We start from the raw sequence: 22912 nt of genomic DNA, 5'->3' as shown, positions 1-22912 counted from the left end.
CGGTTATGTCAACGGGCCATCGTGCGCCGGGCCATCGACCGCCACAGGTCGTTGCTCGGACGCATCTGGTCCATCAGTTCACGCTCCCAGGCGTTCTCGACGTCGACCCCGGCCTTCGCGCAGGCCTGCCGCGCGACGTCGGTGCCGTCGGCGAACTGGTCTGCCCATACCCCGTCGGAACCCACGAGGACGATCCGTGCGCCGCGCTTGCCGACGTACTCGATGACCGCCTTCGCGCCGCCGTGTCCGGCGGCGAACGACTTGATGCCCGCGACCAGGCCGTTGGGGGCCTGCTCCGCGGTCTTGTCAGCCGTCAGCGTCGTATCGGAACCATCTGCCATGACGCGAAGCCTAAGCAGAGTTCCACCCGGATGTGCGAGAACCATGAACTGAATGTGATGCCAATTACCCGCCGGTTTAAGAAGAACCACAGGTAATTCGCCTGCATATGTCGCTTATATCTGGGCGAAGCGGGCGGGCGAGATCGTCACAATCTGTCCGGGTTGGACCCCTCCGGGGAAGCCCGAAAAAAATTTCTGATGAACCGCCGGACGGGCGCGTCAGAGCAGCGCGTCGAGCGCAACGGCCGCGAAGAGGATCGTGAGGTACGTGGTGGACCAGTGGAACAGCCGCATCGGCTTGACCGCCTCGCCCCGCGTCGCGCGACGGCACAGCTTGTGCGCCTCGACGAGGAAGATCCCGCCGACCACGAGCGCGGTGACACCGTAGATCGGGCTCATCCCGAGCGGCCAGACCGCCAGCGAGGAGAGCACGGTCAGCCAGGAGAACCCGATGATCTCGGCGTTGACCCGCCGGACCGAGGCCACCACCGGCAGCATCGGCACGCCGGCGCGCGCGTAGTCGGCCTTGTACTTGATGGCCAGCGCGTAGAAGTGCGGCATCTGCCAGAAGAAGACCACGGCGAACAGGCCCCACGCGGCCGGCGCCAGCGAGCCGGTGACGGCGGCCCAGCCGATCAGCACCGGCGCGGCCCCGCAGATACCGCCCCAGAACGTGTTGGCGGCGGTGGTCCGCTTCAGCCACAGCGTGTAGACCAGGTCGTAGTAGGCGATCGCGGCGAGCGTCAGCACCGTCGCCAGCCAGTTGGTGGTCGCCGCCATCAGCGCCACCGAGACGGCCGCCAGCACCAGACCGAAGATCAACGCGCTGCGCGGCGAAACCGTGTGCGCGGGCAGTGGGCGGCGCTTGGTGCGCCGCATGAGCTGGTCGATGTCCCGGTCGATGTAGCAGTTCAGGACGCTCGCCGCGCCGGCCGCGAGCGAGCCGCCGACGAGCACGACGGCGACCAGCCACAGCGACGGCATGCCGCCGTCCGCGAGCATCATCGCCGGAACGGTGGTGACCAGCAGCAGCTCGACGATCCGCGGCTTGGTCAGCGCCACGTACGCCGCCACCACGGCGCGTACGTCCCGCCGGCCGCTCGCCGGCGCCTCCGCCACCGCGCCCACCGGCGGCTGCCCGGCAGGGTTGCTGACGGGGCGCTCGGTGATCATGCTCACGGATTGCCACCTTCCGGCATCGGCGGGGGGAGGTCGTTCGGCCCGGACCCGTCGAGGTCCACACACCGCCCCACACACTACGCGGCGTCGTTTTGGCTGCCCCGCAGACCCGGCAACGGTGCGAGCCGTCACACCTGGGGTTGAACGACCGGACGTCCGCGATCCGTACAGAACAGCATGCTGAGATCCCCGGGCGGACGTTTAGCACCGCTCGATAGGGTCATCAGTGAGGGTTCCGCCCATCTGCCGAGGAGCACAACCATCGTGGCTGCCAACCGACCCGAGCTTCCCGCTCTCAACTGGTCCGACCTCGACCGCAGGGCCGTCGACACGGTCCGCGTGCTGGCCATGGACGCCGTGGAGAAATCCGGCAACGGCCACCCGGGGACGGCGATGAGCCTCGCCCCGGTGGCGTACCTGCTCTTCAACCGGGTCATGCGGCACAACCCCGCCGACCCGAACTGGGCCGGGCGCGACCGGTTCGTGCTCTCCGCCGGCCACTCCAGCCTGACGCTCTACATCCAGCTCTTCCTCTCCGGCTACCCGCTGTCGCTGGACGACCTCAAGGCGCTGCGCCAGTGGGGCTCGCTCACCCCGGGCCACCCGGAGCACGGCCACACCCCGGGCGTGGAGACCACCACCGGGCCGCTCGGCCAGGGCCTCGGCAACGCGGTCGGCATGGCGATGGCGGCCCGCCGCGAGCGCGGCCTGTTCGACAGCGAGCCGGACCGCGCCGACTCGCCGTTCCGGCACGACATCTGGTGCATCGCCTCCGACGGTGACATCGAGGAGGGCATCACCCACGAGGCCAGCGCGCTCGCCGGTCACCAGCAGCTCGGCAACCTCTGCGTGATCTACGACGACAACGAGATCTCGATCGAGGACGACACCCGCATCGCCAAGAGCGAGGACGTGGCGGCCCGCTACGAGGCGTACGGCTGGCACGTGCAGACCGTCGACTGGCGCAGCGGCGACGCCGACCAGGGCGACTACCACGAGGACGTGGAGGCGCTGTACCAGGCGCTGCTGGCCGCCAAGGCGGAGACCGGCCGGCCGTCGTTCATCGCGCTGCGCACCATCATCGGCTGGCCCGCGCCGAACAAGAAGAACACCGGCAAGATCCACGGCTCGGCGCTCGGCGCGGACGAGGTGAAGGCCACCAAGGAGATCCTCGGCTTCGACCCGCAGCGCACCTTCGAGGTCGACGAGGAGGTGCTCAAGCACGCCCGTCAGGTGCTGGAGCGTGGCGCGCAGGAGCAGGCCGAGTGGACCACCGGGTTCGACGCCTGGGCGCAGGCCAACCCGGAGCGCAAGGCGCTGTGGGACCGGATGGCCACCCGTACGCTGCCGACCGGCTGGACCGACGCGCTGCCGACCTTCCCGGCGGACGCCAAGGGCGTCGCCACCCGGGCCGCCTCCGGCAAGATCCTGGAGGCCCTGGCGCCGGTGCTGCCGGAGCTGTGGGGCGGCTCGGCCGACCTGGCCGAGAGCAACAACACCACGATGAAGGGCGAGCCGTCGTTCGTCCCGGCCGCGCACGCCACCAAGGACTTCCCCGGTGACGAGTACGGCCGCACGCTGCACTTCGGCATCCGCGAGCACGCCATGGGCGCGATCCTCAACGGCATCGCCCTGCACGGCGGCACCCGCCCGTACGGCGGCACGTTCCTGGTGTTCAGCGACTACATGCGCCCGGCGGTGCGGCTGGCCGCGCTGATGAAGCTGCCGGTGACGTACGTCTGGACGCACGACTCGATCGGCCTCGGCGAGGACGGCCCGACGCACCAGCCGATCGAGCACCTGACCGCGCTGCGGGCCATCCCCGGCCTGGACGTGGTGCGCCCGGCCGACGCCAACGAGACGGTCTGGGCGTGGCGGCAGGCGCTGGAGCACACCGACCGGCCGACCGCGCTGGCGCTCAGCCGCCAGGCGCTGCCGACGTTCGACCGCACCGACCTGGCCGGCGCCGAGGGCGTCGCCAAGGGCGGGTACGTGCTGGCCGAGGCGTCGAACGGCAAGCCGCAGGTGATCCTCGTCGGCACCGGCTCCGAGGTGCAGCTCTGCCTCACCGCGCGGGAGCGGCTGGAGGCCGACGGCACCCCCACCCGGGTCGTCTCCATGCCCTGCCAGGAGTGGTTCTTCGCGCAGGACGAGGCGTACCGGGAGTCGGTGCTGCCGCGCGGGGTAAAGGCACGGGTGAGCGTGGAGGCGGGCATCGCGATGTCGTGGCGCGCGATCGTCGGCGACAGCGGCGAGTGCGTGAGCATCGAGCACTACGGCGCCAGCGCGCCGCACACCGTGCTCTTCGAGCAGTTCGGGTTCACCCCCGACCGGATCGTGGCCGCCGCGCACGCGGCGCTGACCCGGGTGGGCGACATCACCGGTTTCACGACCGGCAACTGAGGGGAGCGTGGACGGCATGACGGACAGGCTGAAGGAGCTCCAGGGCGCCGGGGTGGCGATCTGGCTCGACGATCTCTCCCGGGTACGGCTGAGCTCCGGCGGGCTGGACAAGCTGCGCCGGGAGAGCCACGTAGCCGGGGTGACCACCAATCCGACGATCTTCGCCAAGGCGCTGAGCGACGCCGGCGAGTACGACTGGCAGCTTCGTGACCTCGCCGTACGTGGTGTGGACGTCGAGGAGGCGGTCCGCATGCTCACCACGTACGACGTGCGGTGGGCCTGCGACGTGATGCGCCCGTCGTACGAGACCAGCGGCGGCGTGGACGGCCGGGTGTCGATCGAGGTGGACCCGCGCTCGGCGCACGACGCGGCGAAGACCGTCGCCGAGGCCAAGGCGCTGTGGTGGCTGGTCGACCGGCCGAACCTGTTCATCAAGATCCCGGCCACCGAGGAGGGCCTGCCCGCGATCACCGCGACGCTGGCCGAGGGGATCAGCGTCAACGTCACGCTGATCTTCGGCCTGGACCGGTACTCGCAGGTGATGGAGGCCTTCCTGGCCGGACTGGAGCAGGCGCAGGCCAACGGGCACGACCTGTCGAAGATCGGCTCGGTCGCCTCGTTCTTCGTCTCCCGGGTCGACACCGAGGTGGACAAGCGGCTGGAGAAGATCGGCTCGGACCGGGCCAAGGCGCTGCGCGGCAAGGCCGCTGTCGCCAACGCCCGGCTGGCGTACGAGCGCTACGGCGAGGTGTTCTCCTCGGCGCGCTGGCAGAAGCTCGCCGACGCGGGCGCCCACCCGCAGCGCCCGCTGTGGGCCTCCACCTCGACGAAGAACCCGGACTACCGGGACGTCATCTACGTCGAGGAGCTGATCGCGCCCGGCACCGTCAACACCATGCCGGAGCCGGTGATCCACGCCTACGCCGAGCACGGCGAGACGAAGCCGGACACCGTCACCGTCGCGTACGACGACGCCCGCCAGGTCTTCGCCGACCTGCTGGCGGTGGGCGTTGACCTGTCCGACGTGATCGCCACGCTGGAGCGCGAGGGCGTGGAGAAGTTCGAGGCGAGCTGGGTGGAGCTGCTGGAGGGGGTCAAGAAGTCCCTCGCCGAGGCGGCCAAGGGCTCGGGCAGCCCGCACCGGGCCGCCGGGAAGAACGCGCAGTCGGCGCAGCAGGCCGGCGGCAACGCGTGACAGACGGCGTCCGACGCGTCCCGGGGCCCGGCCCCGGGGCGCGTCGCGCCGTACCGTGGTTTGGGTGAGGGGCGGCACCGTGAGTGACCTGCTGGCCGGGCGGGCCGACATGGCCGCCGGTCTGGCCGTGCGCGGCGCGGACGCCCTGGGCGCGTCGGCGCGCGCCACGCTCGTCGCCCACGACGTCCCGGCCCGGCTCGCCGCCGCCGACCCGGCCCTCTGGGGGCCCGCCGCCGAGCCGGCGGCCCTCGACCGGCTGGGCTGGCTGCACGCCCACCGGCGCAGCCGGGACCTGCTCCCCCAGCTCGCCGAGCTGGCCGCCGAGCTGAGCGACCTGGACCACGTGGTGCTGGCCGGCGCCCCCGACGACACGCTCGCCGCCGAGGTGCTGGCCGAATGCCTGGGCCGGCCGGTGACGGTGCTCGACACCGCCGATCCGGGGCCGGTCCGGGCCGCGCTCGCCGACCGCCCGGCGCGTACCCTCCTGGTGCTCGCCGCCCGGCACGGCCTGGACCGGACCACCGACGCCCACCTGCGGGCCTACCGGCAGGCGTGGGCGGACGAGGGCCCGGATGCCGCCCGGCACGTCGTGGTGGTCACCGAGCCCGGCACGGACCTCGCGGCGCGCGCCGACGAGCTGGGCGCGGTGGTGCTCCCGGCCGAGCCCGGCGTGGCCGGGCCGTGGGCCGCGCTCACCGCGTTCGGCGTGGTCCCGGCGGCGCTGGCCGGCGCGCCGGTCGCCGAGGTGCTGGACGAGGCGGAGGCGCTCACCGCCGCGCTCGACCGGGCCCGGGACAACCCGGGCCTCGCGCTCGGCGCGGCCCTGGGCGCGGCGCCCGGCGAGGGCCGGCACACGGTCGCGCTGGTCCCCGACGGCACCGGACTCGACGGCCTGGGCCGCTGGGCGGGCGCGCTGCTCGCCGACGCGACCGGCGGACGGCTCCTGCCGGTGGCCGTGGAGTCCCCCGACTCCCCCGGCGCCACCGGGCCGGGCGTGCTCACAGTCGGTCTCGGCGGCGCCCTCGGCGCGGGCGTCGGCCCGGGCGTGGCCGCCGACGTCGCCGTCAACGGGCCGCTCGGCGCGCACCTGCTCACCTGGACCTACGCCGCCGCGACCGCCGCGGTGACGCTGCGGACCGACCCGTTCGCGGCGCCCGCCGCCGCGGCGGCCGACGACGAGGCGGACAGCGGGCCGCCGTCGTCGGTGGAGGACGCGATCGAGGTGTACGCCCCGAGCGGCGCGCCGGCCGACCTGACCGGCGCGCTGTGCTGGCTGCTCGACGAGCTGGGCGAACGGGAACACCTCGCGGTCACCGCGTACCTCGACCCGCGGGCCGACGCGGCGCTGGCCGGGCTGCGCCCGCTGCTGGCACGGCACACCCGGCGGCCGGTCACCTTCACCTGGGGACCGCGCCGGCCGGAGCACACGGACACCCGCGGCCGGCACCTCCAGATCACCGGTGCGGTCACCGATGATCTGGAAGTGCCCGGTCGTCCGTACACCTTCGCGCAGCTCCAGGCGGCCCAGGCCGCCGGTGACCGGCGGGCCCTGGCCGGCCGGGAACGACCGGTGCTGCGACTGCACCTGACCAAGCGGGCGGCTGGCGTCGCCCAGCTGCTGGATACGGCCGGACGGACACGCACGTGACGATCAATGACCTGGAATCAGCGGACCGAGACGCAGGAGGAGGTGGCCCGGTGAACCCGCTGCGCGACGTCCAGGACCGGCGGTTGCCCCGGATCCCCGAGCCGTGTGCCCTGGTGATCTTCGGGGTGACCGGCGATCTGGCCCGCAAGAAACTACTGCCGGCGGTCTACGACCTGGCCAACCGGGGGCTCCTGCCGCCCGGTTTCGTGGTGCTGGGCTTCGCCCGCCGGGACTGGGGCGACGGCGACTTCGAGTCGGTGGCGCACGAGGCGGCCAAGAAGCACGCCCGCACCCCGTGGCGGGAGGAGGTGTGGGCCCGGCTGGCCGGCAACATCAAGTTCGTCGGCGGCTCGTTCGACGACGACGCCGCGTTCGACCAGCTCGCCGCCACGCTCGACGAGCTGCGCGACTCGCACGGCATCGCCGGCAACGCCGCCTTCTACTTCTCCATCCCCCCGGCGGCGTTCCCGGTGGTGCTCAAGCAGCTCGCCCGCACCGGCATGGCGGACAACGACAGGTCCGGCGGCTGGCGCCGCGTGGTGGTGGAGAAGCCGTTCGGCAACGACCTGCCCTCGGCCAAGGCGCTCAACGACCTGGTCGACGACGTCTTCACCCGCCAGGACGTGTTCCGGATCGACCACTACCTGGGCAAGGAGACGGTCCAGAACATCCTGGCGCTGCGGTTCGCGAACAACCTGTTCGAGCCGCTGTGGAACTCCAAGTACGTCGACTCGGTGCAGATCACCATGGCCGAGGACGTCGGCATCGGCACCCGGGCCGCCTTCTACGACTCCGTCGGCACCGCCCGTGACGTGCTCCAGAACCACCTGCTCCAACTGCTCGCGCTGGTCGCGATGGAGGAGCCGACGAGCTTCGACGCCGACGAGATCCGCGCCGAGAAGCTCAAGGTGCTCAAGGCGATCACCGTGCCGCACGACGTCTCCGAGGACACCGTGCGGGGCCAGTACCTGCCCGGCTGGGTGGGCGGCGAGCGCGCCAAGGGCTACCTGGAGGAGGAGGGCGTCCCGGCGGGCTCCACCACCGAGACGTACGTGGCGGTGAAGCTGGGCATCCAGAACCGGCGCTGGGCCGGGGTGCCGTTCTACATCCGGGCCGGCAAGCGGCTGCCCCGGCGGGTCACCGAGGTGGCCATCATGTTCAAGAAGGCGCCGCACCTGCCGTTCAACGCCGCCGACATGGAGTCCCTCGGTCCCAACCAGCTCGTCATCCGCGTGCAGCCGGACGAGGGCGTGGTGCTGAAGTTCGGCTCCAAGGTGCCGGGCACCACGATGGAGGTCCGCGACATCGCGATGGACTTCCAGTACGGCGAGGCGTTCACCGAGTCCAGCCCCGAGGCGTACGAGCGGCTCGTGCTGGACGTGCTGATCGGCGACCGGACGCTGTTCCCGGACGCCGCCGAGGTCGAGCAGAGCTGGCAGGTCGTCGACCCGCTGGAACACGCCTGGGAGGGCACGACGCCGGAGCCGTACCGGGCCGGCGAGTGGGGACCCCGGGCCGCCGACGAGATGCTGGCCCGCGAGGGCCGGGCTTGGCGGAGAGCGTGAGCGAGCACTGCGAGCGAACCAGGAGGCTCCATTGATCGGGCTGTGGGACACCACCGGCAACGAGGTGGTCAAGGCGCTGGCCGCGGAACGGCGCAGCGCGGGCGGGGTGGCCAGCGGCATGGCGCTCACGCTGATCGTGGTGGTGGACGAGAAGCGGGTCCGGGAGGCCGAGGCGGCCGCCACCATCGCCGCGGCGGCGCACCCCTGCCGCCTGCTCGTGGTGGTCCGCTCCGACGTGGAGCGCGACCGCAACCGGCTGGACGCGGAGATCGTCGTGGGCGGCCGGCTCGGGCCGTGCGAGGCGGTGGTGACCCGGATGTACGGGCGGCTCGCGCTGCACGCCGAATCCGTGGTGATGCCGCTGCTGGTCCCGGACGTACCGGTGGTGACGTGGTGGCACGGCGAGCCGCCGGAGGAGATCGCCACCGACTTCCTCGGTGTGGTGGCCGACCGGCGGATCACCGACTCGGCGCAGGCGGCCGACCCGATCGCCGCGCTGCGGCAGCGGGCCCACGACTACGCCCCCGGCGACACCGACCTGGCGTGGACCCGGATCACCCCGTGGCGCACGCTGGTGGCGGGCGCGTTCGACACCACCCAGGCCCGGGTCACCGAGGCCAGCGTGGTGGCGCCCCCGTCGGATCCGACGGCCGCGCTGATGAGCGGGTGGCTCAAGGCCCGGCTCGGCATCGAACCGACCTGGGAGCGGACCGACGAGTTCCCGCGCATGCGTCAGGTGCAGCTGCGCTGCGCCAACGGCGACGAGCTGACGCTGACCCGCGACGACAGCATCGCGGTGTTCCGGCGTACCGGGCAGGAGGACCGCACGCTGCCGCTGGTGCGCCGGCCGCTCGGTGACGAGCTGGCCGAGGAGCTGCGCCGCCTCGACGCCGACCAGGTGTACGCGGAGGCGCTCGGCGCTGCGGCCGGGATCACCGGACTCGACCAGCGGCCCGCCCAGCGGGTGCACGTGTGGAAGGATCCGGCGACCGCCCAGCGGGCCGAGGCCGGCGTGACCGCGCACGCGGGCGCGACCGCGAACGAGTGACCGCCCGGACCGGGTGGTCGGAGGCACAGGTGACCGCCGGTGGGCGGTCGGAACACGAGGGCTCGACGGATGACTGAGGCGAGTGTCGCCGTACACGCCGACCCCGACCTGCTGGCGCAGGCGGTGGCGGCCCGGTTGGTGGTGAAGCTGCTCGACGCGCAGGCCGAGCGCGGCCAGGCGTCGGTGGTGCTGACCGGCGGGCGGATCGCCGCTGCGGTGTACCGGGCGGTCGGGCAGCTGCCCGCCCGGGACGCGGTCGACTGGTCCCGGGTCGACGTGTGGTGGGGCGACGAGCGGTTCCTGCCCGCCGGCGACCCGGAGCGCAACGAGACGCAGGCGCGGGCGGCGCTGCTGGACGCGGTGCCGCTGGACCCGGCCCGGGTGCACCCGATGCCGGCGTCCGACGGCCCGGCCGGTGACGACCCGGAGGCGGCCGCCGCCGGGTACGCGCGGGAGCTGGCCGCCGCCGCCCGGCCCGGGAACGCGATCGTGCCGCACTTCGACGTGCTGATGCTCGGCGTCGGCGAGGACGGGCACGTGGCGTCGGTGTTCCCGGAGCATCCGGTGCACCACGACAACCGCCCGGTCAGCGCGGTACGGGGCAGCCCGAAGCCGCCGCCGGTGCGTACCACGCTGACCCTGCCGACGATCAACACGGCCGAGGAGGTGTGGCTGATCGCCGCCGGGGCGGACAAGGCCCGGGCGGTGGGCATGGCGCTGGCCGGGGCCGGGCCGGTGCAGTTGCCGGCCGCCGGGGTGCAGGGCGTCTCCCGTACGCTCTGGCTGCTCGACCGGGCCGCGGCGGCCAACGTGCCGCCGCGCCTGCGCAGCCTCCGCTGAGGTGTAAGGAAGGGCCCCTTCTTAACGTCTCCGGTAGAGAAGGGGCCCCTTCTTAACGCCTCGGCTCAGTCGCGGCCACGACGTCGGCGCAGCGCGTCGAGGGCCTCGGCGAGCAGCGCCTCCCCCTCCTCCGGCGTGCGCCGCTCCTGCACGTACGCCAGGTGGGTCTTGTAGGGCTCGGCGCGCTGGCGGCCCGGCGGGTCGCCCGGGTCGGGGCCGGCCGGCTCGCCGCAGCGGGGGCACTCCCAGGTGGCCGGCGTCTCCGCCTCGGCGGCGATCAGGAACTCGACCCGGTGACCGTGGCGGCACCAGTAGACGACCGGGCGGCGCGGCGCGGGCTCCACGCGCTGGTCGAAGCGCTCGGGGGCGGACCCGATCCGGGTGCCGCGGATGACGTTGTTGCTGGGCACGGTTGCTCGCTCCCTGTCGTCGGAGGGGACCGCCGCCGGAGGGGGTGGGCGACGGGCGACGCGCGGAGAAACAAAACTGCGCGCGGTCCGTGACGGACCGCGCGCAGATTGTACGCTTCTCAGCGCCGACTCAGGTGCCGTTGGCCATCTGCAACCGCAGCCAGAGCCCGAGCCCGATGATGCAGGCGAACCAGACGATTCCCACCAGAACGGTGTAGCGGTCGAGGTTCTTCTCGGCCACGGACGAACCGGCCAGGCTGGAGCTGACGCCGCCCCCGAACATGCTCGACAACCCGCCGCCCTTACCGCGGTGCAGGAGGATCAGCAGGACGAGCAGCACGCTGGTGATGACCAGCAACGTGATCATCGTGTAGGCGAACCAGATCGGCATGGCGGGGGTCAGTCCTCTCGTTGCGATCACTGCCCGGACCTGTCGGGCACTGCGGCACCGGCCGGTGGACGGGCAGCGTCAAGGATAGCGAGCGATCAGCGGGCGGTGTGCTCCGGGAACCGGCAGATCTGCGCGAACTCCTCCGCGTCCAGGCTGGCGCCCCCGACCAGGGCCCCGTCCACGTCCGGCTGCGCCATGATCGCGGCGACGTTCGACGCCTTGACCGACCCGCCGTACAGGATCCGGACCTGCTCGGCGGTGCCCTCGTCGTAGGTCTCGGCGATGCGCTTGCGCACCGCGCCGCAGACCTCCTGGGCGTCCTCCGGCGTGGCCGTCTTGCCGGTGCCGATCGCCCAGACCGGCTCGTACGCGACGACGACCTTGGTGACCTGCTCGGCGGTGAGCCCCTTCAGCGCGCCGTCGAGCTGGTCGCAGCAGTGCCGCACCTGCCCCGACTGTTCCCGGACCTCCAGGCCCTCGCCGATGCAGAGGATCGGGGTGAGCCCGTTCGCCAGCGCCGCCGACACCTTCGCGTTGACCAGCGCGTCGTCCTCGTGGTGGTACTGCCGCCGCTCGGAGTGGCCGACCACCACGTAGCCGCAGCCCAGCTTCGCCAGCATCGGCCCGGCGATGTCACCGGTGTACGCGCCGGACGGATGCGGCGACAGGTCCTGCGCGCCGTAGCCGATCAGCAGCTTGTCGCCGTCCACAGCGGTCTGCACCGTACGCAGGTCGGTGAAGGGCGGCAGCACCACGCACTCGACGTCGGTGAGCTGCTTCTCGTTCAGGCTCGCGGCCAGCTTCTGCACCAGCAGGTTGGCCTCGAGGTGGTTCAGGTTCATCTTCCAGTTGCCGGCCATCAGCGGCCGGCGGGTCGTGCTCGCCATTCAGTTCTCCAGAGCCGCGATGCCGGGGAGGGTCTTGCCCTCCAGGTATTCCAGGGAGGCGCCGCCGCCGGTGGAGATGTGCCCGAACGAGGACTCGTCCAGGCCCAGCGCGCGCACCGCCGCGGCCGAGTCGCCGCCACCGACCACGCTGAACGCGTCGGCCTTGGTGATCGCCTCGGCCACGCCCCGGGTGCCGTTGGCGAACGCCGCCATCTCGAACACGCCCATCGGGCCGTTCCAGAAGATGGTCTTCGCCTGCGACAGCGCGGCCGCGAAGCCGGCCACCGTCTCCGGGCCGATGTCCAGGCCCAGCCGGTGGCTGGGGATGCCGTCGGCGGGCACGGTGTCGTGCGCGGCGTCCGGCGCGAACGCGTCGGCGGCCACCACGTCGACCGGGAGCATGATCTTGCCGGGCGCGCGCTCCATCAGGTTGCGGCAGGTCTCGACCATGTCCTTCTCCAGCAGCGACGTGCCCACCTCGTGGCCCTGGGCCTTGAGGAAGGTGAAGCACATCCCGCCGCCGATGAGCAGCCGGTCCACGGTCGGCAGCAGCGCCTCGATCACGGCCAGCTTGTCGGAGACCTTCGAGCCGCCCAGCACCACCACGTACGGCCGCTCCGGGGAGCCGGTGAGGCGGCTGAGCACCTCGACCTCGCGCAGCACCAGCCGGCCGGCGACGTGCGGCAGCCGGGCCGGCACGTCGTGCACGCTGGCGTGCTTGCGGTGCACAGCGCCGAACGCGTCGTCCACGTAGGCGTCGCCGAGCGCGGCGAGCTGGTCGGCGAACGCGCCCCGCTCCGCGTCGTCCTTGCTGGTCTCGCCCTTGTTGAACCGCAGGTTCTCCAGCAGCGCCACCTGGCCGTCGGCCAGGTCGGCCACGGTGGACCGCGCCGAGTCACCGACGGTGTCCTCGGCGAAGGCCACCGGGGCGCCGAGCAGCTCACCGAGCCGCCCGGCGACCGGGCGGAGGCTGAACTGCGGGTCCGGCGCGCCCTTCGGGCGGCCCAGGTGCGAGCAGACGACCACCTTCGCGCCGGCCTGCACCAGCGCGCTCAGCGTCGGCAGGACGGCCCGGATCCGGCCGTCGTCCGTGATCTCACCGGTCTGCTTGTCGAGCGGGACGTTCAGGTCGGCGCGCACCAGCACGCGCCGACCCGACACCCCCTCGGCGAGCAGGTCGTCGAGGTTGCGGATGCTCACAGCGAGCTACCGACCAGCTTGACCAGGTCCACCAGGCGGTTCGAGTAGCCCCACTCGTTGTCGTACCAGCCGACGACCTTGACCTGGTTGCCGATCACCTTGGTCAGCGGCGCGTCGAAGATGCACGACGCCGGGTCGGTCACGATGTCGGCGGAGACGATCGGGTCCTCGTTGTAGGTGAGGATGCCCCGCAGCGGGCCCTCGGCGGCGGCCTTGAGCGCGGCGTTGACCTCGTCCACAGTGGTCTCCCGGCCGACCGTGACGGTCAGGTCGGTGGCCGAGCCGGTCGGGATCGGCACGCGCAGCGCGTAACCGTCCAGCTTGCCCTTCAGCTCCGGCAGCACCAGGCCGATCGCCTTCGCGGCGCCGGTCGAGGTCGGCACGATGTTCAGCGCGGCGGCGCGGGCCCGGCGCAGGTCCTTGTGCGGCGCGTCCTGCAGGTTCTGGTCCTGCGTGTACGCGTGGATGGTGGTCATCAGGCCCTGCTGGATGCCGAACGTGTCCTGCAGCACCTTCGCCATCGGCGCGAGGCAGTTCGTGGTGCAGGAGGCGTTCGAGATGATGTTGTGCTTGGCCGGGTCGTACTGGTCCTGGTTGACGCCCATGACCACGGTGACGTCCTCGTTCTTAGCCGGCGCGGAGATGATGACCTTCTTGGCCCCGCCGTCGAGGTGCGCCTTCGCCTTGGTGCCGTCGGTGAAGAAGCCGGTGGACTCGATGACGACGTCGGCGCCGACCTCGCCCCACGGCAGGTTCGCCGGGTCCTTCTCGGCGTACGCCTTGATGGTCTTGCCGCCCACGGTGATCTCGTCGGCGGTGGCCTTCACCTCGTGCGGGAGGCGGCCCAGGATGCTGTCGTACTTGACAAGGTGGGCGAGCGTCGCGTTGTCGGTCAGGTCGTTGACCGCCACGACCTCGATGTCAGCGCCGGACGCCAGCACTGCCCGGAAGAAGTTGCGGCCGATCCGGCCGAAGCCGTTGATGCCAACCCGGATGGTCACAGGTCCCATCTCCTCGCGTTCTGGTCCGCCGGCGCCAGACCGGGGCCGGCGGAGGTGTGTGCGCCGACCGTTGGAGCCGGCCGTCGACATGTCATCTCGGCCACCCCGCCGCGGTCACGGAGACCTGACCGCCCGAGGCGGTGAGCACGGCGAGGGATGCCTGTGCGCGGCCCCCTTGCCGTACGCAGCGACCATATCCGAGCGTGCGGCGTCGCGCTGCGGCGGGTGGTGATCCCGCTCGCGTGCTCGCCGCCCGAGTCCTATCAGACCACGAGCATGTCGGGCGTGACTGCCGCTTCCGTATCCGGGATGCCCAGGTCGCGGGCGCGCTTGTCGGCCAGCGCGAGCAGCCGGCGGATCCGGCCGGCGATGGCGTCCTTGGTCAGCGGCGGCTCGGCGAGCGCGCCCAGCTCCTCCAGGGACGCCTGACGGTGCTCCAGCCGCAGCCGGCCGGCCGAGGTCAGGTGGTTGGGCGCGTCGTCGGCGAGGATCTCCAGCGCGCGGGTCACCCGGGCGGCGGCGGCCACCGCGGCCCGGGCCGAGCGGCGCAGGTTGGCGTCGTCGAAGTTGGCCAGCCGGTTGGCGGTGGCGCGCACCTCCCGGCGTACCCGCCGCTCCTCCCAGGCCAGCACGCTGGAGTGCGCTCCTATGCGGGTGAGCAGCGCGGCGATCGCGTCGCCGTCCTTGACCACCACCCGGTCCACGCCGCGCACCTCGCGGTTCTTCGCGGTGATGCCGATGCGGCGGGCCGCGCCGACGAGCGCCAGCGCCGACTCCGGGCCGGGGCAGGTGATCTCCAGCGCGCTGGAACGGCCCGGCTCGGTCAGCGAGCCGTGCGCCATGAACGCGCCCCGCCAGGCCGACACGGCGCAGCAGACGTTCGCGGCCACCACGTGCGGCGGCAGGCCGCGCACCGGGCGGCCCCGCACGTCGAGCAGGCCGGTCTGCCGGGCGAGCGCCTCGCCGTCCTTGACCACCCGCACGATGAAGTGGCTGCCCTTGCGCAGGCCGCCGGAGGCGAGCACGTGGATCTCGCTCGGGTAGCCGTAGACCTCGGCCACCTCCCGCCGCAGCCGGCGGGCCACCGCGCCGGTGTCCAGCTCCGCCTCGACCACGACGCGGCCGGACACGATGTGCAGGCCGCCGGCGAAACGCAGCAGGGCGGCCATCTCCGCCCGCCGACAGCAGGGCTTGGGCACGTCGACCCGACTCAGCTCGTCCTTGACCGCAGCCGTCATCGCCATAGTGCGCCCCCTCACGGACCGGTTCCGGCGTGTCGCCGGTGATTACGTACGTGTCTAACGATCGGCGCGCAGGACAGGCACCAGCGCGGCGCCCAGTGCGGCTGGATCATGACGGGGCGTGCCGTCGAGGACGGCGACGGGAGCGAGGACCAGCCGGGCACCAAGCGATTCTGCCGCACGTTCGACCGCCGCGGGATCACCCACCGCCGTGGAGTCCGCCAGCACCCGGTCCACCTTCAGCTCGGGCAGATAGCGCCGCAGCGTGTCCAGATGGTCGGGCAGGGAGAGCCCGGAGGTCTCCTTCTCCGCCACCAGGTTGAGCGTCACCAGCCGCCGCGCCGGACTGGAGACGATCGCGTCGGCCAGGCCCGGCACCAGCAGGTGCGGCAGCACGCTCGTGTACCAGCTGCCCGGCCCGAAGATCAGCCAGTCCGCGGCGCGTACCGCTGTCACCGCCTCGGCGCACGCGGCCGGCGCGGGTGGGTTGAGCCGCAGCGACTCGACGGTGCCCGGGGTGACCGCGACCTGGTGCTGGCCGCGCACGGTGGACACCTCGTCCGGATGGGCCGGGTCCGCGCCGCGGACCCGGGCCTCGATGCCCACCGGCTGACGGGACATCGGCAGCACCCGCCCCACCGCGCCGAGCATCGCGCCCGCGTGGTCGAGCGCGGCCACCGGATCGCCGAGCAGCTCGGTCAGGCCGTGCAGCAACAGGTTGCCGACCGCGTGGCCGGCCAGCGAGTCGCCGGCGCGGGCGGCCGGAACCGGCGCGGCGAGCGTCGGCGGGGGCGGCGTCGCGGTGGTGAAACGGTACTGGAACAGCGCCGCGCTGCGCCGGGTGGCCGGATGGTCGCCGGCCAGCGCCACGAGCGCCTGACGCAGGTCACCCGGGGGCAGGCCGCCGCGCTCCGCGCGTAGGCGCCCGCTGGACCCGCCGTCGTCGCCGACGGTGACCACCGCGGTGATGTCCAGGTCCAGTTCGGGTACGCAGTGCCGCAGCGCCCGCAGCGACGCCGAGAGCCCGTGCCCGCCACCGAAGGCGACCACCCTGGTCGGGGTCACTCCCGCCCCAGGTCCCGGTGCTGGGCGTTGGCGGCGATACCGGAGCGGCGCAGCCGGGCGGCCAGCTCCTCGGCGATCGCCACGCTGCGGTGCTTGCCGCCGGTGCAGCCGACCGCCACGGTCAGGTAGCGCTTGCCCTCCCGCTCGAAACCGGCGGTGGTGGCGTTGACCAGGTCGGCGTACCCGGCCACGAAGGCGTCCGCGCCCTCCTGGCCCAGCACGTACGCGCTGACCGCCTCCTCCCGGCCGGTGTGCTCGCGCAGCTCCGGCACCCAGTACGGGTTCGGCAGGAACCGGGCGTCCATCACGAAGTCGGCGTCCGGCGGCAGGCCGTACTTGAAGCCGAACGAGATCACGGTGATCCGCAGCCGGCGGGCGTCCTCGCCGCCGAACAGCTCCTCGACCCGGCGCCGAAGCTGGTTCACGTTCAGGTGGCTGGTGTCGATGATCACGTCGGCCTGCTCGCGTGCCTCCTCCAGCAGCGTCCGCTCGACCGCGATGCCGTCGGCCAGCCGCCCGTCGCCCTGCAGCGGGTGCGAGCGGCGCACGCTCTCGAACCGGCGGATCAGCACCTCGTCGTCGGCGTCGACGAAGACCACCCGGGGGGAGAAGCCGCGCTCGCGCAGCTCCCGGATCGCCCCGGCCAGGTCGGTGGAGAAGGCGCGCGAGCGCACGTCCAGCACCATCGCCGTACGCCGGGCCGCGCCGCCGGCCTTGAAGGCCAGCTCGGCCATGTCGAGCAGCAGCGCCTGGGGCAGGTTGTCGACCACGTAGTAGCCGACGTTCTCCAGCGCCCGGGCCACCGTGCTGCGCCCGCCGCCGGAGAGCCCGGTCACCACCACCAGTGAGGTGTCCGACTCGGCCGGCGCCGTCTCCGCCTCGCTCGGCCCCAGGTCACCCGCTGTACGCGCCTCGCTCACCCGCTACCCCCAGCCGTGGCGCCGCGGCCGGTCGGCCGCGCATGGTCAATCAGCGACTCTAACGGCTGCGACCCCGTCCGGGATTCCACGGGGTGACCGCCGGAACATGTCGCCACCCCCGGACCGGCTCGCCGGACGGGCGCTGTCGGGGGACGCTCGTAGACTGCGCGGATGGTCTCCCCCACCGACGAGCGGACCACCTCCGCACCGGCCGGCTCCCCACCGACCGGCGACGCGCTCGACGTGTTGCGGCGGGTCTTCGGGTACGACGCCTTCCGCGGCTTCCAGCAGGACGTCGTCGAACACGTGGTGTCCGGCGGCGACGCGCTGGTGCTCATGCCCACCGGTGGCGGCAAGTCGCTGTGCTACCAGATCCCCGCGCTGGTCCGCGACGGCGTGGCGGTAGTGGTCTCCCCGCTGATCGCGCTCATGCAGGACCAGGTCGACGCCCTCACCGCCGTCGGCGTACGCGCCGGTTTCCTCAACTCGACGCAGGACCCGGCGCAGCGGCGCCGGGTCGAGGCGGCCTACCTGGCCGGCGAGCTGGACCTGCTCTACCTCGCCCCGGAAGGGCTCGCGGTGCGGTCCACGCTCGGCCTGCTGGAACGCGGCCGGATCGCGCTGTTCGCGATCGACGAGGCGCACTGCGTCTCGCAGTGGGGGCACGACTTCCGCCCCGACTACCTCAACCTGTCGATGCTGCACGAACGCTGGCCGGACGTGCCGCGCATCGCGCTGACTGCCACCGCGACCCGGGCGACCCGCACCGAGATCGCCACCCGGCTGCGGCTCACCGAGGCCCGGCACTTCGTGGCCAGCTTCGACCGGCCCAACATCCAGTACCGGATCGTGCCGAAGCGGGAGCCCCGCCGCCAGCTGCTCAGCCTGCTGCGCGATGAGCACCCGGGCGACGCCGGCATCGTCTACTGCCTGTCCCGGGCCTCGGTGGAGAAGACCGCCGAGTTCCTGGTCGCCAACGGCATCCCCGCACTGCCGTACCACGCCGGGCTGGACGCCACGACCCGCGCCACCAACCAGCAGCGCTTCCTGCGCGAGGACGGGCTGGTCATGGTCGCCACCATCGCGTTCGGCATGGGCATCGACAAGCCCGACGTACGCTTCGTCGCCCACCTGGACCTGCCGAAGTCGGTCGAGGGCTACTACCAGGAGACCGGCCGCGCCGGGCGCGACGGCTTGCCGTCCACCGCCTGGCTGGCGTACGGCCTGCAGGACGTGGTGCAGCAGCGCAAGATGATCGAGACGTCGGAGGGCGACCTGGCGCACCGGCGCAACCTCGCCGCCCACCTGGACGCGATGCTGGCGCTCTGCGAGACGGTCCGCTGCCGCCGCGCCCAGCTGCTCGAATACTTCGGCGAGACCGGCGTGGCCGCCTGCGGCAACTGCGACACCTGCCTCGACCCGCCCGAGTCCTGGGACGGCACTGTCGCCGCGCAGAAGCTGCTCTCCACCGTCTACCGGCTCGACCGCGAACGCAACCAGCGCTTCGGCGCCGGGCACAGCATCGACATCCTGCTCGGCAAGCACACCGACAAGATCGACCAGCACGGCCACGACTCGCTCAGCACGTTCGGCATCGGCACCGAGCTGCGCGAGACCGAGTGGCGGGGCGTGGTGCGGCAACTGCTCGCCGAGGGTCTGCTCGCCGTCGAGGGCGACTACGGCACGCTGGCGCTGACCGAGGCCAGCGCGGACGTGCTCGGCCGCCGCCGTACGGTCACGCTGCGCAAGGAGCCGGAGCGGCCGGCGGCCGGCCGGTCCGCCAAGCCCCGGGGCGCGGCCACTGTGGTCGCCGACCTCTCCCCCGCCGCCGCGCCGGTCTTCGAGCGGCTCCGCGCGTGGCGCGCGGCCACCGCCAAGGAGCAGGGCGTCCCGGCGTACGTCATCTTCCACGACGCGACGCTGCGGCAGATCGCCGCCGAGCCGCCCGCTTCCCTGGCCGAGCTGTCCCGGGTCAGCGGGGTGGGCGAGAACAAGCTCGCCAAGTACGGCGACGCGATCCTGGCCGTACTCACCGATTCCTGACGTACGCGGAAGGGCCCGACCCCCTGTGGTGGGGGTCGGGCCCTTCCGGTGTGCGTGCTGCCCGTTCTTGCTCTGCAGCCATGGGTGCGGCGGTGTTGGTCTTAGCTGGTGCTGTAGCCGCGGGTGGCGATCCAGTCGGCGAGGTTGTCGATGCTCATCCGGTAGGTGGCGGTGTTCGGGTCGGCGCTGTCGGCGATGGTGACGGTCTTGCCGTCGTCGCGGTAGCCGATGACGCTGATGTAGTGGCCGCCCTCGAAGGAGTGGGTGGTGCCGTCGGTGTCGGTGGCGGTGCCGGCGATGTTGGCCACCACGGCCCGGCCGGCGTCGACGGTCTTGACCACGTCAGCGCGCAGCTTGTCGGTCTGCTTGTCGTCGGCCTTGGGGGTGCTGATCTCGACCGACTTGTAGGCGTCCTTCGCGCCGGTCTCCTTGTTCAGCACCGGGGTGATGTCGTTGATGGAGTTGGTGCCGGCCTCGGTGGTGCCCATCTCGCGGGCCATGGCGTGCACGTCGATGTTCTTGCCCTGCACGCTCAGCGCGTTGCGGGCGGCGGCGGGGCCGCAGAAGTAGAAGTTGGGCTGGGCCTCGTAGCGGACGTCCAGCTCACGCTCACCATGACCGCTCTTGCGGTCGGCGACGATGGCGGCCTTCTCGGCCGGGGCGGCGTGGGCGGCGACGGCGGGGCCGGCGATGCCACCGGCGGTGGCGACGACACCGGCAGCGGTCAGAACGGTCTTGCGCAGCAGAGTGGTAGCCATGATGGTTGCCTCCCTGAAATGGGGGATACGCGGCGGGGGTGCCGCGAAGGGGAAAAGTCTTGGGGGGCGCCCGTCGAGCGGGCTGGCACGCGGGCGCCCCGAAAGGGGGCTGCTCCGCGGCTCGGGGATGTAACGACCACCGGGCCGAGGTCATTCCCGCCGGCGGGGGTGCTCGTCGTCGGGGGATGTAACGACGGCCGGGCCGGGGCGATTCCCGTGACCTGCCCCGTGGCGCCGGGCGGACCGGGGTTGAGCGCTCGGCTCTGGTGCCTGGGCGGTCAGCCATGTACAACGCCTGCACCCCACCCCGGATTCCGCCGTGAGCATGGCGCCGACCACAACGCGCCACCCCGGCAAACCGGACACCGGCCCCAGGGCGCACTGGGCGGCGCCTTCGCGGTGCACGCGCACGGCAGACCTTGCAGTCGGCCCCCCGGGCAAGCCTCACAAAGCGGTCATACGTTACGCACGAACTGCAAGGTGGACGGTTCCGCCCACCGGGAACAGCCATGGCTGGAACGGCGTATGTGTCAAAGGCGGGCGGAGACACCCATGGCGTTCCACCCGAGGCACCTGGCGACGGCGACTGGAGCGGCATGGGTGTCAAAAGCAGCCCGAGACACCCATGGCGTTCCACCCACGGCACGCGACGGCGGTGGCGGGCCGGCGGGCCGGACAACGGGCGTTGGTTGACGCACGCTGGACAGCGGCCGGGGGCCCACGGCGGCAGGCGCGACCAGCGCGAGCAGGCGCGAGCAGGCGCGAGCAGGCGCGAGCAGGCGAAGGGTCAGGAACGGGGGGCGGCCGTGGTGGCGTCGGTGGAGCCGTCCAGCGCGGCCAGGATCGCCTCGGCCGTACGCCTGCCCACCCCGGGCACCTCGGTGATCTCCTCCACGGTGGCCGACGACAGCCGCTTCAGCGAGCCGAAGTGCCGCAGCAGCGCCTTGCGGCGTACCTCGCCGAGGCCGGGGACGTTGTCCAGCGCCGATTCGGTCATCCGCTTGGAGCGCCGCTGCCGGTGGAACGTGATGGCGAAGCGGTGCGCCTCGTCGCGGACCCGTTGCAGCAGGTAGAGCGCCTCGGAGGTGCGGGGCAGGATCACCGGGAACTCGTCGTCGGGCAGCCACACCTCCTCCAGCCGCTTCGCCAGCCCGCACAGCGCCACGTCGTCGATGCCCAGCTCAGCGAGCGCCTTCGCGGCGGCGGCCACCTGCGGCGGGCCACCGTCGACCACCACGAGCTGCGGCGGGTACGCGAACTTGCGCGGCCGCCCGGTGGTCGGGTCGATGCCGGGGCGGTCCGGGTCGGAGGCGGTCTCCTCGCCCAGCTCACCGGTCTCGGCGCGGGCGTCGAGGTAGCGGGCGAAGCGCCGCCGCAGCACCTCGGACATGGCCGACAGGTCGTCGGTGGCGCCGCGCACGATGAAGCGGCGGTACTCACTCTTGCGGGGCAGCCCGTCCTCGAACACGATCATGCTGGCGACCACGTCGGTGCCCTGGATCTGGGAGACGTCGTAGCACTCGATGCGCAGCGGCGAGGTGTTCATGCCGAGCGCGTCGGCGATCTCGTCGAGCGCCTGGCTGCGGGTGGTCAGGTCGCCGGCCCGCTTGAGCTTGTGCCGGGCCAGCGCGTCCTTGGCGTTGCGCTCGACGGTCTCCAGCAGCGACCGCTTGTCGCCGCGCTGCGGCACCCGCAGCGACACCCGGCTGCCCCGGCGGGTGGAGAGCCAGTCGGCGAGCGCGTCGGCGTCGCCGGGTAGCTCGGGCACGAGCAGCTCGCGGGGCACGTCGGCCTCGCCCTGCTCGCCGCCGTACACCTGGGTGCAGAAGTGGTGCACGAGGTCGCCGGTGCTCAGCTCCTCGGTCTTCTCCACCACCCAGCCGCGCTGGCCGCGCACCCGGCCGCCGCGGACGTGGAACACCTGCACGGCGGCTTCGAGCGGGTCGTCGGCGAAGGCGACCACGTCGGCGTCGGTGCCGTCGCCGAGCACCACGGTCTGCTTCTCCATGGCCCGGCGCAGCGCCGCGACGTCGTCGCGCAGGCGGGCGGCCCGCTCGAACTCCAGTTGCTCGCTGGCGTCGAGCATCTCCTTCTCCAGCCGGCGGACCATGGTGTCGGTGCGGCCCGCCATGAAGTCGCAGAAACCGTCGACGATCTCCCGGTGCTGGTCGGCGGTGACGCTGCCGACGCACGGCGCGGAGCACTTGCCGATGTAACCGAGCAGGCAGGGCCGGCCGACCTGCCCGGCCCGCTTGAACACCCCGGACGAGCAGGTCCGCGCCGGGAAGACGCGCAGCAGCAGGTCGAGCGTCTCGCGGATCGCCCAGGCGTGGGAGTACGGCCCGAAGTAGCGCACGCCCTTGCGCTTGACGCCCCGCATCACCTGCAACCGGGGGTATTCCTCGTCGAGTGTGACCGCGAGATAGGGGTACGACTTGTCGTCGCGGTAGCGGACGTTGAACCTCGGGTCGTACTGCTTGATCCAGGTGTATTCCTGCTGGAGCGCCTCGACCTCGGTGGCGACGGTGATCCAGTCGACCGACTCGGCGGTGAAGACCATCTGCCGGGTGCGCTGGTGCAGGCCGACCGGGTCGGCGAAGTAGGAGTTGAGCCGGCTGCGCAGGTTGCGCGCCTTGCCGACGTAGATCACCCGGCCGGTGCCGTCGCGGAAGCGGTAGACCCCTGGCGACTCCGGGATGGTGCCGGGCGCGGGACGGTACGTCGAGGGGTCAGCCACGCTGTCAAGCCTAGTCCGCACCCCTGACACCCGGCCGCCG

Annotated in this window: 19 protein-coding genes; 7 read left to right on the top strand and 12 right to left on the bottom strand. The window is 72.6% G+C overall.

Translation table 11 applies throughout. The annotated features are described in order from the left end of the window. Positions 1-8: 8 nt before the first annotated feature. Together A8711_RS20480 and A8711_RS20475 are read right to left on the bottom strand one after the other, a co-directional pair. Positions 9-341: a hypothetical protein gene (locus A8711_RS20480; protein ID WP_013287454.1), complete on the bottom strand. Its 333-nt coding sequence runs from the start codon at positions 339-341 to the stop codon at positions 9-11. Between the two features lie 219 nt (positions 342-560). After that, positions 561-1520 (bottom strand): heme o synthase, encoded by a 960-nt coding sequence (locus A8711_RS20475; protein ID WP_043329632.1) that lies wholly within the window; start codon positions 1518-1520, stop codon positions 561-563. 264 nt (positions 1521-1784) lie between these two features. On the opposite strand from A8711_RS20475, the gene tkt reads away from it, so the two are divergent. The 6 genes from tkt (at position 1785) to pgl (ending at position 10219) form a co-directional block, all read left to right on the top strand. Continuing rightward, a complete protein-coding gene (tkt, locus tag A8711_RS20470) occupies positions 1785-3923 on the top strand; it encodes a transketolase (protein ID WP_043329631.1) in 2139 nt (712 codons plus the stop codon). A gap of 16 nt (positions 3924-3939) precedes the next feature. After that, positions 3940-5118 carry a transaldolase gene (gene tal / locus A8711_RS20465; protein ID WP_069089137.1) on the top strand — a complete coding sequence of 393 codons (1179 nt, stop codon included), beginning with the start codon at positions 3940-3942 and terminating at the stop codon, positions 5116-5118. Positions 5119-5197: 79 nt separating this feature from the next. Next, positions 5198-6766, top strand: coding sequence for a hypothetical protein (locus A8711_RS20460; protein WP_069089089.1), 1569 nt, complete (start codon positions 5198-5200; stop codon positions 6764-6766). Positions 6767-6816: 50 nt separating this feature from the next. Next, a complete protein-coding gene (gene zwf / locus A8711_RS20455) occupies positions 6817-8331 on the top strand; it encodes a glucose-6-phosphate dehydrogenase (RefSeq protein ID WP_043329630.1) in 1515 nt (504 codons plus the stop codon). Between the two features lie 31 nt (positions 8332-8362). Then, positions 8363-9379 (top strand): glucose-6-phosphate dehydrogenase assembly protein OpcA, encoded by a 1017-nt coding sequence (locus tag A8711_RS20450; RefSeq protein WP_043329629.1) that lies wholly within the window; start codon positions 8363-8365, stop codon positions 9377-9379. A 69-nt stretch (positions 9380-9448) separates the two neighbouring features. Further along, positions 9449-10219 carry a 6-phosphogluconolactonase gene (gene pgl, locus A8711_RS20445; RefSeq protein ID WP_043329628.1) on the top strand — a complete coding sequence of 257 codons (771 nt, stop codon included), beginning with the start codon at positions 9449-9451 and terminating at the stop codon, positions 10217-10219. Between the two features lie 65 nt (positions 10220-10284). Here the strand turns inward: pgl and A8711_RS20440 are convergent, their stop codons facing one another. The 8 genes from A8711_RS20440 to rapZ all read right to left on the bottom strand — a co-directional run bounded on the left by A8711_RS20440 (position 10285) and on the right by rapZ (position 17334). Next, positions 10285-10629 carry an RNA polymerase-binding protein RbpA gene (locus tag A8711_RS20440; RefSeq protein WP_043329627.1) on the bottom strand — a complete coding sequence of 115 codons (345 nt, stop codon included), beginning with the start codon at positions 10627-10629 and terminating at the stop codon, positions 10285-10287. A gap of 130 nt (positions 10630-10759) precedes the next feature. Continuing rightward, positions 10760-11020: a preprotein translocase subunit SecG gene (secG, locus tag A8711_RS20435; protein ID WP_043329626.1), complete on the bottom strand. Its 261-nt coding sequence runs from the start codon at positions 11018-11020 to the stop codon at positions 10760-10762. A gap of 95 nt (positions 11021-11115) precedes the next feature. Beyond that, positions 11116-11907, bottom strand: a complete 792-nt coding sequence (tpiA, locus tag A8711_RS20430) for a triose-phosphate isomerase (RefSeq protein WP_043329625.1) — start codon at positions 11905-11907, stop codon at positions 11116-11118. Then, positions 11908-13107: a phosphoglycerate kinase gene (gene pgk, locus A8711_RS20425; protein WP_064445300.1), complete on the bottom strand. Its 1200-nt coding sequence runs from the start codon at positions 13105-13107 to the stop codon at positions 11908-11910. It lies immediately after the preceding gene. Then, entirely contained in the window at positions 13104-14108 is a 1005-nt protein-coding gene (gene gap / locus A8711_RS20420; protein WP_043329624.1) for a type I glyceraldehyde-3-phosphate dehydrogenase, read from the bottom strand. The genes pgk and gap overlap by 4 nt, the downstream gene beginning before the upstream one ends. 263 nt (positions 14109-14371) lie before the next feature. Continuing rightward, complete coding sequence (gene whiA / locus A8711_RS20415; protein WP_030503240.1) at positions 14372-15352, bottom strand: DNA-binding protein WhiA; 981 nt, start codon at positions 15350-15352, stop codon at positions 14372-14374. Positions 15353-15406: 54 nt separating this feature from the next. After that, the gene (locus A8711_RS20410; protein ID WP_043329623.1) at positions 15407-16414 is read right to left on the bottom strand and encodes a 2-phospho-L-lactate transferase CofD family protein; all 1008 of its coding nucleotides are present in this window, start codon (positions 16412-16414) and stop codon (positions 15407-15409) included. Continuing rightward, positions 16411-17334, bottom strand: coding sequence for an RNase adapter RapZ (gene rapZ, locus A8711_RS20405; RefSeq protein ID WP_043329622.1), 924 nt, complete (start codon positions 17332-17334; stop codon positions 16411-16413). Before rapZ ends, A8711_RS20410 begins: the two co-directional genes overlap by 4 nt. A 171-nt stretch (positions 17335-17505) precedes the next feature. Between rapZ and recQ the strand changes: the two genes are divergently transcribed. Next, a complete protein-coding gene (recQ, locus tag A8711_RS20400; RefSeq protein WP_069089088.1) occupies positions 17506-19377 on the top strand; it encodes a DNA helicase RecQ in 1872 nt (623 codons plus the stop codon). A gap of 101 nt (positions 19378-19478) precedes the next feature. Here recQ and A8711_RS20395 read toward each other — a convergent pair whose 3' ends face one another. Together A8711_RS20395 and uvrC are read right to left on the bottom strand one after the other, a co-directional pair. After that, positions 19479-20135 (bottom strand): C39 family peptidase, encoded by a 657-nt coding sequence (locus tag A8711_RS20395; RefSeq protein WP_069089087.1) that lies wholly within the window; start codon positions 20133-20135, stop codon positions 19479-19481. 787 nt (positions 20136-20922) lie between these two features. Further along, positions 20923-22872, bottom strand: a complete 1950-nt coding sequence (gene uvrC / locus A8711_RS20390) for an excinuclease ABC subunit UvrC (RefSeq protein ID WP_069089086.1) — start codon at positions 22870-22872, stop codon at positions 20923-20925. Positions 22873-22912: the final 40 nt, after the last annotated feature.

This window comes from Micromonospora sp. II (assembly GCF_001709195.1).
In the GTDB taxonomy this organism is placed as follows: domain Bacteria; phylum Actinomycetota; class Actinomycetes; order Mycobacteriales; family Micromonosporaceae; genus Micromonospora; species Micromonospora chalcea.
Note: the sequence above shows the minus strand (reverse complement) of the source record. Positions and strands in the feature narration are given on the sequence as shown.

Excerpts from the sequence above, each read along its gene's own strand:
- A8711_RS20480 (WP_013287454.1), bottom strand. The coding sequence starts at position 341 with ATGGCAGATGGTTCCGATACGACGCTGACGGCTGACAAGACCGCGGAG.
- tal (WP_069089137.1), top strand. The coding sequence starts at position 3,940 with ATGACGGACAGGCTGAAGGAGCTCCAGGGCGCCGGGGTGGCGATCTGG.
- pgl (WP_043329628.1), top strand. The coding sequence starts at position 9,449 with ATGACTGAGGCGAGTGTCGCCGTACACGCCGACCCCGACCTGCTGGCG.
- secG (WP_043329626.1), bottom strand. The coding sequence starts at position 11,020 with ATGCCGATCTGGTTCGCCTACACGATGATCACGTTGCTGGTCATCACC.
- tpiA (WP_043329625.1), bottom strand. The coding sequence starts at position 11,907 with ATGGCGAGCACGACCCGCCGGCCGCTGATGGCCGGCAACTGGAAGATG.
- whiA (WP_030503240.1), bottom strand. The coding sequence starts at position 15,352 with ATGGCGATGACGGCTGCGGTCAAGGACGAGCTGAGTCGGGTCGACGTG.
- recQ (WP_069089088.1), top strand. The coding sequence starts at position 17,506 with ATGGTCTCCCCCACCGACGAGCGGACCACCTCCGCACCGGCCGGCTCC.
- A8711_RS20395 (WP_069089087.1), bottom strand. The coding sequence starts at position 20,135 with ATGGCTACCACTCTGCTGCGCAAGACCGTTCTGACCGCTGCCGGTGTC.